This is a genomic window from Glycomyces halotolerans (genome assembly GCF_054779575.1).
The window spans coordinates 100,891-117,821 of sequence record NZ_BAAGXZ010000012.1; the positions used below are offsets into that span (position 1 = coordinate 100,891).

The following is a 16,931-nucleotide window of genomic DNA, read 5'->3' on the forward strand; positions in this document are numbered from 1 at the left end:
ATCATGTTCGAATACGCGCCGGCCCCCGAGTCGCACCGTCCCGCGATCAAGGAGCACTACGGGCTGTTCATCGACGGCGAGTTCGTCGACGCCCGGAGCGGGGCGACCTTCAAATCGATCAACCCCTCCAACGAGGAGGCGCTGTTCACCGTCGCCGAAGCCGGCGAGGCCGACGTCGAGGCGGCCGTGGCCGCCGCGCGGCGGGCCTACGACACGGTGTGGGGCCCGATGCGGGGTTCCGAACGCGGCAAGTACCTGTTCCGCATCGCCCGGCTGCTGCAGGAGCGCGCCCGCGAGTTCGCCGTCGCCGAGTCGATCGACAACGGCAAGCCGATCAAGGAGACGCGCGACTTCGACGTCCCCACCGCCGCGCAGCACTTCTTCTACCACGCCGGGTGGGCCGACAAGCTCGGCTACGCCGTGCCCGGGGTCGCCGACCCGCGGCCGCTGGGCGTGGTCGGCCAGGTGATCCCGTGGAACTTCCCGCTGCTCATGCTGGCCTGGAAGATCGCGCCGGCCCTGGCCTGCGGCAACACGGCGGTGCTCAAGCCCGCCGAGACCACGCCGCTGACCGCGCTGATGTTCGCCGAACTGTGCCAGGAGGCCGAGCTGCCTCCGGGCGTGGTGAACATCCTGCCGGGCGCCGGGGCGACCGGCGCGGCCGTCGTCGGCGCCGCGGTCGACAAGGTCGCCTTCACCGGTTCGACGGCGGTCGGCCGCCGGATCGCCGCGGCCGTGGCCGGTTCGGACAAGAAGGTCACCTTGGAGCTGGGCGGCAAGGCCGCCAACATCGTCTACGACGACGCGCCCGTCGACCAGGCCGTGGAGGGCATCGTCAACGGGATCTTCTTCAACCAGGGCCACGTGTGCTGCGCCGGCTCGCGCCTGCTGGTGCAGGAGTCGGTGGCCGAGGAGGTCCTCGAGAGGCTCAAGGAGCGGGTGTCGACCCTGCGCGTGGGCGATCCGCTCGACAAGAACACCGACATCGGCGCGATCAACTCCGCCGAGCAGCTCGAGCGGATCACCGAGCTGACCGAGACCGGCGGCGCCGAGGGCGCCGAGCCGTGGCAGCCGGCCTGCGACCTGCCCGAGACCGGCTACTGGTTCCGCCCCACCGTGTTCACTGGGGTGCAGCAGTCGATGCGGGTCGCCCGCGAGGAGATCTTCGGACCGGTGCTGTCGGTGCTGACCTTCCGCACCCCCGACGAGGCGATCGCCAAGGCCAACAACACCCCGTACGGGCTGTCGGCCGGGGTGTGGACCGAGAAGGGCTCGAAGATCCTGTGGACGGCCGAGCGGTTGCGCGCCGGCGTGGTCTGGGCCAACACGTTCAACCAGTTCGACGCGGCCAGTCCGTTCGGCGGCGTCAAGGAGTCCGGTTACGGCCGCGAGGGCGGCCGCCAGGGGCTGGAGGCCTACCTCGATGTCTGAGCGACTGCGCGTCAAGAAGACCTACAAGCTGTACGTGGGCGGGAAGTTCCCGCGTTCGGAGTCCGGAAGGAGCTACCCGGTGACCGGACCGGACGGTACCGAGCTGGCGAACGCCGCGCTGGCCTCCCGCAAGGACGTCCGCGACGCGGTGGTCGCCGCGCGCAAGGCCCAGGGGCCGTGGGCCGCGCAGACGGCCTATCTGCGGGGCCAGATCCTCTATCGCGCCGCCGAGATGCTGGAGGGCCGCGCGGGGCAGTTCGCCGAGGAGCTGGCAGACGCCACCGGCTCGGAGGCGCACGACGCGCTCGGCACCGTCGAGGCGGCGATCGACCTGCTGGTGCACTACGCGGGCTGGACCGACAAGGTCGCAGCGGTCACCGGCGCGGCGAACCCGGTGGCGGGACCGTACTTCAACCACACCAAGCCCGAGCCCCTCGGCGTGGTCGGCGTGGTCGCCCCGCAAGGGGATCCGCTGCTGGGACTGATCGAGGCGGTCGCTCCGGCGATCGCCACCGGCAACACGGTCGTGGTGGTCGCCGACGAGGCGAAGCCGTTGCCGGCGTTGAGCTTCGGGGAAGTGCTGGCCACCTCGGATCTGCCGGGCGGGGTGGTGAACCTGTTGAGCGGCAAGGTCGCCGAGCTGGCGCCGTGGCTGGCGAGTCACGCCGACCTCAACGGCGTCGACCTCGGCGGCGTCCAGGACGCCGACCTGGCGTCGGAGCTCGAGGCCGCGGCGGCCGAGACGCTCAAGGTGGTGCGCCGTCCCGGCAAGGGCGGCAGCGCGCTCGACCTGCTGCGGCAGTGGATCGAGTACAAGACCGTGTGGCACCCCGCCGGCATGGCCTCGGCGGCCGGAGGCGGCTACTAGGGAACCGGCTGCCGGGTCGGTACGTCGGTGGTCGTAGGCTGAGTTGCAGCTGACGACTACGGGAGGAACGCGACATGGCAGCCGAATCCGCCGGCACGGCTCGGAGCGCGGAGACCGAGAAGCTGTGGAACGAGACCGGGGTCGACCCGGTGGAGATCCACCTGGCCAAGGACTCCGGCTACACGCTGCGCGCCTACCGGATGTCCGACACCCTGCCGGGTGCCGCGCCCGCCGGCCAGGAGTCCGGGGAGGAGGCGGCCGAGCCCTCGGACCGGGCCGGCATCGCCGAGGACGCCGAGAACGAGGACCATCCCGCTCCGGACGAGTCCGAGTTCCTCGACGAGGAGGTCGACGTCCTGGACGCCGCCCCCGAGGAGGTCCCGGTCTTCTTGACCCGCAAGGGGCGTCTGCTGCTGTTCCGCGACACCGAATCGCTGGCACGCTACGTGCGCGAATCGGACGACAATGACCTTGCCGCGATCGACGAGTACGCCGATCTGCAGAAACGCATCACCGCCGACTCAGTGGTATGTGATGAAGCCGACATTTACGAGTTGGATCTCGTGACGGCCAATCTGCGCGGCGGCCATGACTCGTGGGATCCGGAACTGCTCGTGAAGGCCGCGGAGATCGGCCGCGACCTCGGGTACGCGCTCCGCAACCAGTCGGTGATCGACGCCCTCGCCCCCGGCTCGCCGCTCGACGACATCGACGAGGCACTTCGCGCCATCATGGACGGTGGATTGCGCGGCATGTTCGCCAAACGCCGACTTCGCAAGACGGGCGCCGAGCAGGCGGCCATCGCATGGCGCGCGGTCATCGGCAAGATCAACGACGCCGTGGAATGGCGTGGCGAGACCGAATAAACGGCGCTCGAAATCGTCTCCGCACGGTGATCGAGTCATTCGAAACCGGTTATTCCTTAAAGGATTGAGACAATTCCATAATCCGGCCGGGGTGAGGGATTTGCGCGCTATAACCGCAAATCCGGAAGCCGACCCACGCTCGCCTCCGGCTTGCGGATCGGAGTATTCTGGCGTAACGAATTCATAAACGGGCCGGGCGAAAGTCCACGCCGACAAGGTCGGCCACCGGACGGGCGCGCCCTACGAGAGGAGCTCTGCGGGTGCAAGTCTTCTGCGGCATCACCACGGAACATAAGCACGACGGATCCCCGTCGAGTCAAGGCGACACCGCCTGCGCGGTCGCCCTCGTCGTCGCCGGTGGCGGACTGCTCGCCACCGACAGCTTCGGCGACGATCCGCGCGGCTGGGTCCGATTCGCCGGTCTGCTCGCCCGCCAGACCAACGGATCGCCCATCACCATCGCCATCGACGGCGAGGTGGGCGCGCTCGCCGAGTTCGCCGTCGCCGCCGGACACCTCGTCGTCCAGGCCGAAAGCCCGTCGGCCCGCTCCAAGGACGCCCTCGACGACGCCATCGCCCTCGCCCGTGGCCTGGCGACCGGCGAAGTCCGATGCGACCAGCCGGTCGGCTCCCGGCCCGAGATCGCCGCCCTCCGACCCGTCCTCGACACCGTCGCGGCGGCCTCCCGGGCCCGCCACGACGCCGCCGAGGCCCTCACCTGCCTGCTGCGCGCCGTCTTCCCCGCCGCGCTGGCCGCCTGGGACGACCCCAGCGAGGCCAACGCCGTGGCGATACTGACCCGACTGCCGCAGCCCGGCGCGCTGCAGTCGATCTCCACCGAGGAGCTGGCCGCGGACCTGGCGACGGTGGCCGATCCCGGCCAGGTCGCGGCGATGGCCGGGGCGCTGACCGAGGCGATCCGTGAGATCGGCGGCGGCGACGACCCGTCGGTGGCCCCGTCGGTGTCGGCCACTGCCGAGGCCGTGTCAGCCTGGGACCGCTCGCTGGAGGGCCTCATCGGCCTCCTGCAGGCCAAACGGCCCCGACCCGAGGCAAGCGCACCACCGGCCGCGTTCGAGCCCTCAGAGGGCCGCCGGAGGCGGCGGGCCGAGAGCACCGAGACACACCGGACCGTCCGGCTCCCCGGCGACCTGCCCGACCGCAAGAGCCTCCGCTCGCTCGACCCGGCCTCACAGCTCCACTCGATCGTCCAGAGCGATCTCGAAGCCACCCAGGTGCTGCCCGATCCGGCCGACGACACCGACACGCGCACGCGCGGCATCCGGCGCCGGCGGGCCGAGCCGTCCGAACTGCCGCGCCAAGACCCGGTCCCCGAGGGGCGCCGACACCCCTGGCAGCCCAAAGACGACACCTTCGACGACCTCGCCGGTCTCGCCGGAGGCGACGACGACGGCCTCCTGATCTTCGGGCAGGCGAGGTCCGCCTGGTTCAAGCGGCCCGAGAGCGACGAGCCTGACACCGAGGGCTGGAACGTCCCCGGCGACGAAGGCTGGCGCACCGCCCGGACGGTCACCGAGTCGCCCGAGGCCGAGGAGTCCACCACCGCCGCCGGACTGCCCAGGCGCAAGCCCCAGGCGAACCTGGTGCCCGGCTCGGTCATCCCGGACGAGGGCCCGTCCTTCGAGGAGCCGATCGACCGCGACCCGGAGCGGCTGGCGTACAACACGGCCGGGTACTTCAAAGGCTGGGGCAGGGCGCGAGGCGGCCACAACGCCGCCGCGGCCCGCCGGAATGAGAGGATGGCGGCGCGATGAGCGCCAATCTCGGCGTCTACGAACGCTCGTTGAGCATGCTGCTCGGTTCGCTGGTGGCCCGCACCCCCGGGCTGTCGCACGCGGTGCTGGTGAGCGTGGACGGCATGCCGCTGGCCGTCTCCTCCGGGCTCCCCAAGGAGCGCGCCGACCAGCTCGCCAGCATCGGCTCCGGCCTGCTGTCGATCGGCGAGGGCGCCGGCCGGGCGATGAACCACGGACCGACCCAGCAGGTGATCGTGGAGATGGCCGAGGGCGTGCTCCTGGCCGCCCCCGTCGGTCCGCAGATCTGCCTGACGCTGCTGGCGGTGTCGCAGTGCGACCGCGAGCAGCTCGGCTACGAGCTGGGCCAGTTCACCATGCAGGTCGGACCGCTGCTGAACGAGGCGCTGACCAACACCGGGTCCATCCCCAAGGTGGTCTGAGACCAACTGGTCTGAGCCGAAGTGGTCTGAGCAGCTGCTTTTGCCGAACTGGTCTGAGCCGAACGTACCCGAGAAAACCTGTCTGAGACGCGGAACAGCGCGAGGGCCCGAGGCGTTCCGCCTCGGGCCCTCGCGCTGTGGTCCAGGTAGTTCGGGTCAGCCCTGTACTCCCGGGAAGGTCGAGCTGCGGCTCGCCCGGAGCGAGCCGCGGACGTGGGCGCTCAACCGACGCCGACGGTGCGGGTCCGGCGCATCGAGAGGACGTACTCGACGAGCTTGATGAGCACCTGCTTGGTCGACTCGCGGTTGCGAGCGTCGGTGTACATCAGCGGCACGTCCTGCGAGACCTGCAGGGCGTCCCGGATGTCCTGCAGGTCGTGGAGCTGCTTGCCGTCGAAGCAGTTCACCGCCACCAGGTAGGGGAGCTTCCGGTGCTCGAAGAAGTCGATGACCGAGAAGCAGTCGGCCAACCGCCGGGTGTCGACCAGCACGATGGCGCCGATCGCGCCGCGCACCAGTTCGTCCCACATGAACCAGAACCTGGTCTGCCCGGGGGTGCCGAACAGGTACAGGATCAGGTCCTGGTCGATGGTGATGCGGCCGAAGTCCATCGCCACTGTGGTCGTGGCCTTGTCGGGCACGAGGTTGTTGTCGTCGACGCCTTCCGAGGCCGACGTCATGATCGCCTCGGTCGTCAACGGAGTGATCTCGGAGACCGATCCGACCAAGGTCGTCTTGCCGACGCCGAAGCCGCCGGCGATGACGATCTTCGCGGAGGTCACGCGAGAGGTGTCTGCGGGTGAGTTCATTAGGGTCTAAAGCCTCCTGAGTCCACTGAGAACGCGCTCGAGGAGTTCGGTTCCAACACCTTCATCTGCGCCATCGTCGCTGAATCCGGTAGGTTCGTGCACTGCCAACAAGCCATCGGCCGCCATGTCGGCGACCAGCACGCGGGCGACGCCCAAGGGCACTTCCATACGGGCGGCGATCTCCGCCAACGATTGCAGTCTGCCGCCGCAGAGGTCGACGATCACCTTCTGCTCGCGACCGCCGAGGAACTGCCCCGACCGGCCGCGCGCGGTGGTCTCGACCAACGCTTCGAGGGCGATTTCCAATTGGGGTCGCGTGCGGCCGCGAGTGACCGCATACGGCCTGACGAGTGAGCCGGTCGGCTCATCACCACCGAGGACCATTTCCACCTCCAACCGCTCCCGCCCGGGTCCCACAACCCGGAGCGACGAGCAGTCATGTCAGTTTTCCGTTGACCACCGCCTGGGGCGACAGTGGTTCCGCCGTCTGGGGCGACGACGGAGGGGTAACTCTTCAGTTTGTCCCACTCGCGCCTGCTAACCGCATCGAGTGGAGCCTACCGTGCCGGCGTCGCTTGCTACAAACCGCTCCACGTCCCGGCTTGGGAACCGTGGGTCAGCACCGTCGTTCGCACACCTCGTCGGCCGGCCCGGCAGGGGTCCGGTCAGCTCCGCGCCGACGGGGTCAGCGCCTGGCCGACCCGGTCCACGAGCAGGGCCATCTCGTAGCCGACCTGACCCACGTCGCAGTTCTTCGACGCCAGAACGGCGAACGACGAACCGTCGCTGATGGACATCAGAAACAGGAAGCCGTGGTCCATCTCGACGACCGTCTGCAGGACGGCGCCGCCCTCGAAGCAGCGTGACGCCCCCTGCGTGAGGCTCACCAGACCCGAGGTGACGGCCGACAGCTGATCGGCGCGGTCCCGCGGCAGATCCCGCGAGGACGCCAACAGCAGACCGTCGGCGCTGACCGCTACGGCGTGCGCCACTCCGGGCACGCGCTCAGCGAATCCAGCCAGCAGCCAGCCCAAGTCCTGGACTGTAGTTCCACCAGTGCTCATCGTTTGCGCTCCTTAGCGTCTACCGTGTAGCTCAGCGACTCAGTTGCCGTCATTGCCACGTCCTCGCTGCACCCCGCGGTGATAGGCCGACAGCAGCCCCCGGATGCCTTCGGGGTTGCGCTTCTGCGCGCTGACGGTCTCCTGCGTCTCCTGCACACCGCCCGGAACGAGTCGTTCCATGGGTCGGCGTTTGGGAAGTCCCGCCGAGGTGGTCTCGTCGACCGACTCGGCGAAGGCGTTGTCGACTCGCTGCCAGCCGTCGTCGGCGGCGGTCCGCCAGGCGTACGACGAGTCGGACTCGGTCTGAGTCTGAATGCGGCGGCGCTCCATGCCGGTGTCGGCCGGACCGGTCGGTTCGGCGACGGGCTCGGGCTCTTCGGCTGGCGGGGGCGAAGTCTGCATGTTCGCGCCTTCCGTGGGCTTCGACGGGGAGGGCGGGGCCGCGTCCCAAGCTGGGGTGCGGGAAGCGGCCTGCGTTGCATCACCGTAGCGCGATTCCGTCTCCGCTGTCACCTTGGGCGCGTCGTCGTCGACCGCCTTGGGCGCCGGCGTGACCGCCTTGAACCAGGCCGACTCCACCTCGCGGAAGATCGGCAGCTCCGCGGTGGCGTCGACCGCCGAGACCCGGTCGGCGCGCATCGTCTTACGCGGCGCCTCGGTGCCCGAGCCGGAGGCGGTGTCCGGCCACGAGGGCGGCGTCTCCTCCTCGGCCTGCGGGGCGGCCTCCAGCTGGATCTTCGGCAGCGCCACGTGCTCCGAGGACACGATCTCCCCGGTGACCTCCATGACCTTGCCGTTGCCGCGGTGCTCCTCGCTCAGCCCGCCGGGGCGGAACATGAAGCCCGGCTCCGAGGCCTGCTGGGTCGAGTGCTCGCCGGTGAGCGGCTCGGTGTGGGCCCTCGGCGTCGGCTGGGGCGGCACGGGCGGCGCGGTCGGCTCCTGCTGCCGGTAGGGCTGCTGCTGCGGCGGGGACTGCATGTTCTGCGGCGCGACGGTGTCGAACAGTCCCGCGGGGCTCTCGGGGACCCGCGGCAGTGCGCCGGTGTCGCTGGAGAGCAGCTCGCCGCGGGTGCCCTGGTCGCCGCCGTCGAGGCGGCCGCGCTCGGGCAGCCGCGGCTCGGACAGGACCGGCTCGGTGAGGATGACCTCGGCGACGGTGCCGCGCTGGTCCCCCGGCCGCAGTTCGACCTTGACGCTGTGGCGCTTGCCGAGGCGGGCGACCACGACCAGGCCCATCATCCGCGAGGAGGCCAGGTCGATGACGTCGGAGTCCTCGGACAGCTGCCGGTTGATCTCCTCGAGCTGGGCCTCCGGCATGCCGATGCCGGAGTCGATGATGCGGACCCGGATCGCGCCCATGGGGCTCTCGGCGGTGCGCATCTGCTCGGCGGTGACGACCACCGGCGACTCCGGCGGGGAGAACGCGGTGGCGTTGTCCATGAGCTCGGCGACGAGGTGGACCAGGTCGTTGACCGCGGCGGGCTTGATCTCCCGCTCGGCCTCGACGTGGCCGAACTCGATGCGGGTGTACTGCTCGACCTCGGACTGCGCGGCCTGCAGGATGTCGCTGATCGGCGCCGGGTGCCGTTCCTGGCGGGTGGAGTCGGCGCCGGCGAGGACCAGCAGGTTCTCGTCGTTGCGCCGCATTCGGGTGGCCAGGTGGTCGAGCTGGAACAGCTCGGCCAGGCGGTCGGGGTTCTCCTCGCCGCGCTCGAGGTGGTCGAGGTGGCCGATGAGCCGGTCGACCAGGTTCTGGGAGCGGCGGGCGAGGTTGATGAACATCTGCGAGACGTTGGCGCGCAGGGCGGCCTGCTCGGCCGCGATCCGGATCGCCTCGGTGTGGACGATGTTGAACGCGTGCGCCACGTTGCCGATCTCGTCGCGCTGGTCGATGTCGATGGCCTCGCCGGTCTCGGCGGCGACCTCGTCCGGCGTGCGGCCGGCGATGGACTCGGCGTCGCGCATCTGGGCCACCGCGTGCGGCAGGCCGACGTGCGCCACGTCGAGGGCGCCTTCACGCAGGCGCCGCAGGCCGCCGGCCATGTTGCGGGCGATGATCAGGGCGATCACGGTCGCGATGACGAGCGCCGCGAGGATGAGGATGGCCTCCAGCAGCAGCTGGAAGATCTGCGCGTCCCGGTCGGAGCGGGCCCCCGCGAGCACTTCGTCGGACTCGGCTTCGATGTAGTCGAGACCGTTCTCCAGGATCGCGTCGTAGGAGGCGATGACGTCGGCGTTGACGTTCAGGCTCGAGGAGGTGCCGGCGTTGACCGTCTGCGCCTCGAAGTTGAGGGCCGCCTGGGCCTCCTCGGTGCTCAGACCGCCGGCCCGGTAGAAGAACGCCAGCTGCTCGTCGCGGTTGGCGATGGTCTTGAAGTCGGTCTCGGCCTGCACGCGCCGCTCGGAGTAGGCGACGAAGTTGGTCCAGCGGGTGTTGTTGAGGAACTCGTTGCCGTCGCCGACGTTGATGGCGATCGCGCGCTCCTCCTCCATCTGCTCCAGCACGATGGTGGCCGAGGCGATCGCCTGCAGCTGCCGGGCGATCTCGGGGTCGTTGACGACACGCGCCGAGATGTCGGTGATGGTCACCAGCTCCGAGACGAGCCGCTGGTAGACGCGGGAGGTCGCGTCGATCGAGGTGGTCTCGGGATTGCTCTCGGCGGCGGCTCGGATCTGAAGCAGGCTCTCGTACTGCGTCTCGACGGCGGCGATGCGGTTGTCGATGTCGTCGGAGAGGCTCGGCATCCGCTCGGCGCTGTCCTGGAACGCGTCGAGCGCCTCGTCGGTGATCGCGGCCTGCGCCTGGACGTCCTCGATCTGGTAGTCGTCGATGTTGATGCCGGCGATGTGGTCGTCGTCCTTGCGCAGGTGGGTGACGAGGAGGCTTCGCTCGCGCTGAAGCTCGTAGCGGAGCTCGGCGGTGACGGTGTTGAACTCCACCAGGCTCACCATGTCGTCGGACTCGAACGCCCGGTCGGTGAGGTCGTAGAGGCGCAGGAAGGCCACGGCTACGAGGACGAGGAGCGGGACCAGGAGAATCAGACCCAGCTTGGACCTGATTCGCATGTCAGCGATGCGGGGCAGACCCAACGGACCTCGTCGAGCCGCTGAACCCGCTCGGTTCGAGCTGCGCTTGCTCACCTTGTCTAGCCTCCTGGGGTGGTCCTCTTTGTCAGGCCGGCTCCGGGCATGGGGACCGGTGCTGTCTCGGGCCGGCGGCGCGCGCCGGCTGCCGTCCGGCCGCGGAGCGGTGGGATCGGCATATGAAGCCCAGCAGATTCCATCATGACGAAAGAGGGCTCCGAAATCCAGGGGCGTACTGGAGTTCCCAAGTCGACTGCGTAACCCACCGGGCTGCGGGGCCATTCATCATATAACGCTTGATTCCGGGCACATGCATATGTCGTATTCAGCCGTTCAGAGCGCAAATCCGACCGCACAGACGACGCCGGGGTCCCCACATCGCCGATCGGTTGTGGCAGGGCTGAGCTCCTCGTTCGCCGGCGGCGGCTCCGGCGGGGCGCAGGCGCACCGCGCACAAGGGACGGCCTGTTCCGGGGCGCCCGTCCGACGGTCCGTCGACAGTCGACACAGGACCGCGGGGACATCGGACCACTGCGAGTGATCACCCACCGAATCGCGGACGGAACGATACGTAGCGGAACCGGCCCGCATAACCAGCCAATCCAGAAGATGACAACATATCGCTTATATCGGACCAAGATCCGTCAATGACTCGCACAGCCTGTGCGACGGCGGTCCCGGCGCAACACGGCATTGTTGACCCAAACCCTGCTGGAGGTTCCACCCAATGGAGACGCAGTACCTGGCGGCCACACTCGACCACAGTCATTTCACCTACGGCTGGCTCAATCCCGTGACGGGCCTGGCCTTCGCGGCGGCCGGTTCGTACCTCGGACTGTCCGCCGCCCGATACGCCCGCGCCGCCACCGCCCCGGGGGCCAGATTCCGCTGGATCCTCCTGGCCTCCTTGGCCATCGGCGGGGTGGGCATCTGGATGATGCACTTCATCGCGATGATCGGGTTCACGGTCGTCGGCCACGACATCGCCTACGACGTGCCGCTGACCTTCGCGTCGTTCGCGCTGGCGGTCTTCGCCGTCGGGATCGGAGTGTTCATCGCCGGGAGCAAGCGCGCCGGCTGGCCGCGCCTGATCCTCGGCGGCCTGGTGTGCGGCGCGGGCGTGGTCGGCATGCACTACACCGGGATGGCCGCGATCTCCACCGCGGGCGAAGTGGTCTACGACCGCCTCCTGGTGGCCGCCTCAGTGCTCATCGCCGTCGTCGCCGCCATCGTGGCCCTGCGGTTCACCGCGGTGGTCGACAAGCGGGGCACCATGGTCGCCGCCGCGGCGGTCATGAGCGTGGCCGTGGTCGGCATGCACTACACGGGCATGGCCGCGGTGACCGTGCGCGGCCCGCTGGAGGGACCGGTCGAGGGGCTGAGCCCGCTGGTGCTCATGCTGCCGATCCTGCTGCTGGCGCTGCTGGCGATCGTCGGTCTGATCGTCTGCGTGCTCAGCGCGCCGAACCTCGAGTTCGAGAGCCGGCCGGATAGTACGGGCGGCTCTACCGTGCGTCTGGCAAACGCAACCAGACCGTAGTCATATAGCGTTTCGAATCGCAGCAGATCGCAAAAGTGAAACATACTGCAATTGAGCGGCGTCCTGGGGAGGAAAACCGCGGATGGAGCATGTAAACCACTTCACTTACGGGTGGATCAATCCCATCATGGCCTTCGGTTTCGCGTTCGCCGGTTCCGTTCTGTCGTTGATGTGCATGTCCCAGGCCCGCCGACACGTCGGCACGGTCGCGTCCGCCGCCAAGCGGCTGCGCTGGATCGCGCTGGCGGCGTTCGCACTGGGCGGCACGGCCATCTGGATGATGCACTTCACGGCGATGATCGGGTTCAAGGTCACCGAATCCGACATCGCCTACGACCCTTCGATCACGTTCCTGAGCCTGGCGGTCTCGATCGCCTCGGTCTTCTTCGGACTCGCCGTGGCCGGCATGGGCCGCGACAATACCGTGGCGAAGATCCTCATGGCCGGGCCGATCACCGGCCTGGGCGTGGTCTTCATGCACTACTCGGGCATGGCCGCTATCAACATCTCCGGGGAGATCGGCCATGACCGCACCTACTTCTGGGCGTCGGTGGTGATCGCGGTCGTCGCCGCCACGGCGGCGCTGGCCTGCGGCATGTACCTGGACGGCTGGCGCTGGCAGTCCGCGGCCGCGGTGGTCATGGCCTCGGCCGTCTCGGGCATGCACTACACGGGCATGGCCGGGATCCGGGTGACGCTCTTCAACGAAGGCCGCGACAACGTCGAGGGCATCGACCCGATCATGCTGATCCTGCCGATCCTCGGCGTGGCGACGGTGGGCATCATCGTGCTGCTGTTCGCGCTCATGGGCACCACGCCCAGGCCGGTCACCAAGCGCGACCAGATGGGGATCGACTCGGAGACCGCGCCGCGGACCGGGCCCATCCCGGTCTCGCCGCCGGTGGAACGGCCGCGCGAATGGGGCCCGCGCGCCCACGGCCCCGTCCCCGGCCAGTCGCACCACGAACGGCCGCAGCCGTACCCGAAGTTCGGCGGCGAGCGCGGAGGCGACTACCTCGACCAGCCGGTGCGCCGCCCCCGATGAACTGACCTCTCTTGGGCCGAGGGGCTCGCGCCGGTGGCGCGGGCCCCTCGCCATGCCTTATATCTAAGGGCTCACACGGCGGGAATCCATGGGCTCGAATATCTAGGGGCTCGCACGGCGGGATGTCCAGGGGCTCACACGCCGGCGTACGAGTGCAGACCGGAGAAGACCAGGTTGACCGCGGTGAGGTTGAACAGCATCACGGCGTAGCCGAGGATGGCGATCCACGGCGCCTTCGCCTTGGCGGACTTGCCCGAGACGCGCGCGTGGAGGTAGGCGGCGTAGACGACCCACGCGATGAAGGCCCAGACCTCTTTGGGGTCCCAGGCCCAGTAGCGGCCCCACGCGAAGTGGGCCCAGACCGCGCCCGCGAAGATGCCGAAGGTCAGCAGCGGGAACGCGAACACGTGGAGCTTGAAGGTGAGGCGTTCGAGGAAGGTCGCGTCGGGAAGCCGTTCGGCGATGTTGAGCGGGAACCGGACCGGAGAGCCGTCCGACACCTGGCGGTCGTACCGGCGCTTGAGCAGGTGCAGGATCGCGAACACGCAGCCCAGGAGCAGAATGCCGGAGGCGGCGATCGCCGCGGTCACGTGGATGATGATCCAGTACGAGTCGAGTGCGGGCACCAGCGGTCCGGCCTCGGTGTAGACGCGCACGGAGGTGCCCAGCACCATCGTGACCGCGAAGCTCGCGAACAGGCCGAGGCGGCGCGGCACCTGGCCGCTCTGGACGAGCACGAGCCAGGTGATCATGCCGGCCAGCGCGACGCCGACGGTGTACTCGAACATGTTGCCCCACGGCCACCGTCCGGTGTAGGCGACGCGGGTGACGATCGAGGCGGCGAGCGCGGCGGTGCCGAGGTAGGTGAGGATCAGGCCGAGTCGCCCGGCGCCGCGCGCGGCGGCGGGGTTGATCGGTGCCGCTTCCTCGCCCGGGCTGTCGCCCTCGACCGTGGCGCCGTCGGCGGACACGAGGGCCTCGGCGCGCTTGGGCGCGCGCTTGTCGAAGGCGTATTCGAGCGCGTAGGCGAACATCGCCGCCGCGTAGACGAGGATGGCGGCGACGAACAGCGCGTTCGCCGCTTCTGCACCGGTCATGGTCTGCTCCCGATCGGTTCGTCGGAGTCGGATATGGGTGTGCGCGGCCCGGTTCGGGGGGCGAGGTCGGCGGGGCCGAACTGCCGCAGCAGCTCCTCGCACTCCTCTTCCAGGCCGTCGTAGTCGTTGCGGTTGAGGCCGGCGACCTCGACGGTGCCGTCGGGGTTCCATCGGATCCAGTAGCGCCGGCGCCTCACGGCGAGGGCGGGCAGCAGTGCCCCGATGAGGACCACCGCGCCGCCGAGCACGATGGGGCCGCCGGGGTCGTGGCGGACCTGGAGGACGGCGTACTGCTCGACGCCGTCGAAGGTGAGTGTGGAGCCGTCGGGCAGCTCCATGGTGTCGCCGATGCCGATGACCTCGACTTCGTCGTTGAGTTCGGTGAGTTCGCCGGAGGCGATCTGCTCTTCGTTGACGCTGTAGACCGACTCGGGCATGCCGTCGCTCAGTCCGAGGTCGCCTTGGTAGGCGGTGAGGGCGAGGACGGGGTTGTTCAGTTCGGGGTCGGTGCCGATGAGCATGGGGGTGGCGTCGTCGAAGGTGGGGACGAGGACGGCGTCGAATCCGGTCTCGGCGCCGGGGTCGACTTCTCCGGTCTCGGGGTTGTAGTGGGCGTCGGGGAATTTGAAGGCGCCTTCGGAGTTGAGGGCGGCGTCCATGGACAGGAACGGCTGGTGGACGGTGAAGGTCTCGCCGTAGCGGTCGGTGTAGGTGACCACGGGCGTGTAGCCGTGGCCGATGAGGAAGACGTTGGCGCCGTCGATGTTGAGCGGGTGGTTGACGCGCAGGTCGTAGTCGTCGGTCTCCTCGCCGGCGGTGTAGGTGACCTCGGCGTTGTAGGAGGTGGGTCCGCCGTCTGAGAATTCGGCTTCGAAGGAGTCGAGTCGGATGCAGAACCGGGGCAGTGCGGTCTCGTCGACGTAGGCGCCGAGACCGTATTCGTCGTACTGCTGGAGGTTGTTGCAGTAGGCGAACTGCTCGCCTTCGGAGAGGATGCGGTTGCCGTACCAGCTGAACAGGCTTCCGGCGGCGACGCCGACGAGGATGAGGATGATGCTGGTGTGGAACAGCAGGTTGCCGGTCTCGCGGAGGTGTCCCTTCTCGGCCGCGAGGGTGACGGTGCCGTCGTCGCCTTCGCGTCGTTCGACGCGGAACCGCTGCTGTTCGAGCGCGGCGCGGGCCTTGGTCCGGTCGACTTCGCCGTCGAGGCGCCGGTGGTAGGGCAGGATCTCCATGCGCCTGGGCGCGTCGGGCGGGGCGGCGCGGAGGGCGCGCAGGTGGACACGGAGCCGGGGGACGATGCAGCCGACGAGGCTGATCATGAGCAGCAGGTAGATCGCCGAGAACCACGGCGAGGTGTAGACGTCGAAGGCCCACAGCCGGTCGAGGACCGGTGCGAGGTCGGGGTGCTGTTCGTAGTAGCCGTTGACGTCGGTGGGGCTGATGGACCGCTGGGGGAAGGTGGAGCCGGGGATGGCGGCGAGCGCGAGCGCGAGCAGGAGCATCAGCGCGGTGCGCATGGAGGTGAGCTGGTGCCACCAGCGGCGGCCGAAGGAGCGGAGGCGCCTCGCGGGGTTCGTGGTCACAGCCAGATCTCCCCCGCTCCGACGGTGGCGCGCAGCCAGTTGGTGAACTCGGTCCAGGCGCCGGTGGCGAGCATGAGTCCGACGGCCACGAGCATGACGCCTCCGGCGATGGAGATGGCGCGGCCGTGGCGTTTGAGGAAGTCGAGGGTGCGGGCGAGCTTGTGCATGGCGAGGGCGAACAGGATGAACGGCAGCCCGATGCCCGCGCAGTAGGCGATCATGAGGCCGACGCCGCGGCCGCTGCCGTCCTGGATGACCGCGAGGCCGGTGATGGCGGCGAGCACCGGGGAGGTGCAGGGGATCCAGGAGAGGGCGAAGACGGCGCCGAAGAGGGGGGCCCCGGCGAGGCCGACGGCGGGCCGCCAGCGGGGGGTGTAGCCGCGGCCGGTGGGTACGAGACCGATGAACATCAGGCCCATGGCGATCATGAAGATGCCGACGACGGTCTCGAGGGTGGAGCTGTTGGTGAGCAGGGCGCGGCCGGCGGTCTGGAGGGCGAAGACGAGGACGGTGTAGACGGCGGTGAAGCCGGCGACGAACAGGACCGAGCCGACGAGGATGCGGCCTTTGCGGCCGCCGTCGGCGAGGTCGGTGCCGGACAGCCCGGTCACGTAGGAGACGTAGCCGGGCATGAGCGGGAGGGTGCAGGGGGAGGCGAAGGAGACCAGGCCGGCCAGCGCCGCGATGCCGACGGCCAGGAGGATCGGCCCGGAGGCGGCGGTCTCGGCGAAGGTGGTCTGGGCGGAGGTCATCACGATTCGAGCGCCTGGTTGATGTCGGCGATGAGGGTCTGGGCGTCCTCGAGTTCGCCGCGCCAGATGCTGAACACGCGGTGTTCGGCGTCGATGACGATGGTGGAGGGGATGTTGTTCGGGGAGAGCCCGTAGTCGATGAACTGGTCGGCGATGCGGCCGGGGCCGTCGCTGATGGACGGGTATTCGATGCCGTGGCGGCGGTCGAAGGCGAGGGCGGCCTCGTCGGTGTCGCGGATGTTCGCGCCCAGGAACTGCACGTCCTGGTCGGAGAAGGCGGCGTCGGCTTCGGCGAGGTGGGGGGCTTCGGCGACGCAGGGGCCGCACCACGAGCCCCAGAAGTTGACGACGAGGACTCTGCCGGCCCAGTCGTCGGTGTCGATCGGGGAGCCGTCGATGCCGGTGCCGGTGAGGCGCGGGGCCTCGAAGCGGTCGTCGGGGTCTTCCCAGCGGTAGTTGGAGCCGTCCCCTGAGACGAACCGGTCGCGGTTGATCTCGTTGACGCGGCCGGTGTCGGCGCCTTGGTCGGAGCAGGCGGCGAGGAGCAGCGCGGGCGCGGCCGCCAGCAGTGTCCGTCGCGGGAGTCCCATGG

The 16,931-nt window shown here is 69.4% G+C and carries 15 protein-coding genes; 7 read left to right on the forward strand and 8 right to left on the reverse strand.

Features of this window, described 5'->3' with window-relative positions:
• Window positions 1-3 precede the first annotated feature (3 nt).
• The 5 genes from ACYVL2_RS12070 (at window position 4) to ACYVL2_RS12090 (ending at window position 5,362) form a co-directional block, all read left to right on the forward strand.
• Window positions 4-1,431: an aldehyde dehydrogenase family protein gene (locus ACYVL2_RS12070; protein ID WP_460543558.1), complete on the forward strand. Its 1,428-nt coding sequence runs from the start codon at window positions 4-6 to the stop codon at window positions 1,429-1,431.
• Complete coding sequence (locus tag ACYVL2_RS12075; protein ID WP_460543560.1) at window positions 1,424-2,299, forward strand: aldehyde dehydrogenase family protein; 876 nt, start codon at window positions 1,424-1,426, stop codon at window positions 2,297-2,299. Before ACYVL2_RS12070 ends, ACYVL2_RS12075 begins: the two co-directional genes overlap by 8 nt.
• 74 nt (window positions 2,300-2,373) lie before the next feature.
• Complete coding sequence (locus ACYVL2_RS12080; RefSeq protein ID WP_460543562.1) at window positions 2,374-3,165, forward strand: DNA primase; 792 nt, start codon at window positions 2,374-2,376, stop codon at window positions 3,163-3,165.
• Window positions 3,166-3,425: 260 nt separating this feature from the next.
• The gene (locus ACYVL2_RS12085; protein WP_460543564.1) at window positions 3,426-4,940 is read left to right on the forward strand and encodes a transposase; all 1,515 of its coding nucleotides are present in this window, start codon (window positions 3,426-3,428) and stop codon (window positions 4,938-4,940) included.
• Entirely contained in the window at window positions 4,937-5,362 is a 426-nt protein-coding gene (locus ACYVL2_RS12090; protein ID WP_460543566.1) for a roadblock/LC7 domain-containing protein, read from the forward strand. Before ACYVL2_RS12085 ends, ACYVL2_RS12090 begins: the two co-directional genes overlap by 4 nt.
• A 221-nt stretch (window positions 5,363-5,583) precedes the next feature.
• On the opposite strand, the gene ACYVL2_RS12095 is transcribed toward ACYVL2_RS12090, so the two are convergent.
• From ACYVL2_RS12095 to ACYVL2_RS12110, 4 genes are all read right to left on the reverse strand, one after another.
• Window positions 5,584-6,171 carry an ATP/GTP-binding protein gene (locus ACYVL2_RS12095; protein WP_035698325.1) on the reverse strand — a complete coding sequence of 196 codons (588 nt, stop codon included), beginning with the start codon at window positions 6,169-6,171 and terminating at the stop codon, window positions 5,584-5,586.
• 6 nt (window positions 6,172-6,177) lie between these two features.
• Window positions 6,178-6,555 (reverse strand): DUF742 domain-containing protein, encoded by a 378-nt coding sequence (locus ACYVL2_RS12100; RefSeq protein ID WP_460543609.1) that lies wholly within the window; start codon window positions 6,553-6,555, stop codon window positions 6,178-6,180.
• A gap of 281 nt (window positions 6,556-6,836) precedes the next feature.
• Complete coding sequence (locus ACYVL2_RS12105; protein WP_199043577.1) at window positions 6,837-7,235, reverse strand: roadblock/LC7 domain-containing protein; 399 nt, start codon at window positions 7,233-7,235, stop codon at window positions 6,837-6,839.
• Window positions 7,236-7,274: 39 nt separating this feature from the next.
• Window positions 7,275-10,301, reverse strand: coding sequence for a sensor histidine kinase (locus ACYVL2_RS12110; protein ID WP_460543569.1), 3,027 nt, complete (start codon window positions 10,299-10,301; stop codon window positions 7,275-7,277).
• A gap of 745 nt (window positions 10,302-11,046) precedes the next feature.
• Between ACYVL2_RS12110 and ACYVL2_RS12115 the strand changes: the two genes are divergently transcribed.
• Window positions 11,047-11,859, forward strand: a complete 813-nt coding sequence (locus tag ACYVL2_RS12115) for an MHYT domain-containing protein (RefSeq protein WP_460543571.1) — start codon at window positions 11,047-11,049, stop codon at window positions 11,857-11,859.
• 82 nt (window positions 11,860-11,941) lie between these two features.
• Window positions 11,942-12,904 carry an MHYT domain-containing protein gene (locus tag ACYVL2_RS12120; protein ID WP_460543573.1) on the forward strand — a complete coding sequence of 321 codons (963 nt, stop codon included), beginning with the start codon at window positions 11,942-11,944 and terminating at the stop codon, window positions 12,902-12,904.
• Between the two features lie 134 nt (window positions 12,905-13,038).
• Here ACYVL2_RS12120 and ccsB read toward each other — a convergent pair whose 3' ends face one another.
• Genes ccsB through ACYVL2_RS12140 form a run of 4 tightly spaced genes read right to left on the reverse strand, consistent with a single transcriptional unit; the run spans window position 13,039 to window position 16,929 of the window.
• Window positions 13,039-14,001 (reverse strand): cytochrome C assembly family protein, encoded by a 963-nt coding sequence (ccsB, locus tag ACYVL2_RS12125; protein ID WP_460543576.1) that lies wholly within the window; start codon window positions 13,999-14,001, stop codon window positions 13,039-13,041.
• Window positions 13,998-15,587: a cytochrome c biogenesis protein ResB gene (resB, locus tag ACYVL2_RS12130; RefSeq protein ID WP_460543579.1), complete on the reverse strand. Its 1,590-nt coding sequence runs from the start codon at window positions 15,585-15,587 to the stop codon at window positions 13,998-14,000. The genes ccsB and resB overlap by 4 nt, the downstream gene beginning before the upstream one ends.
• Window positions 15,584-16,339 carry a cytochrome c biogenesis CcdA family protein gene (locus tag ACYVL2_RS12135; RefSeq protein WP_460543581.1) on the reverse strand — a complete coding sequence of 252 codons (756 nt, stop codon included), beginning with the start codon at window positions 16,337-16,339 and terminating at the stop codon, window positions 15,584-15,586. Before ACYVL2_RS12135 ends, resB begins: the two co-directional genes overlap by 4 nt.
• Complete coding sequence (locus tag ACYVL2_RS12140; protein ID WP_460543583.1) at window positions 16,339-16,929, reverse strand: TlpA family protein disulfide reductase; 591 nt, start codon at window positions 16,927-16,929, stop codon at window positions 16,339-16,341. Before ACYVL2_RS12140 ends, ACYVL2_RS12135 begins: the two co-directional genes overlap by 1 nt.
• Window positions 16,930-16,931 lie beyond the last annotated feature (2 nt).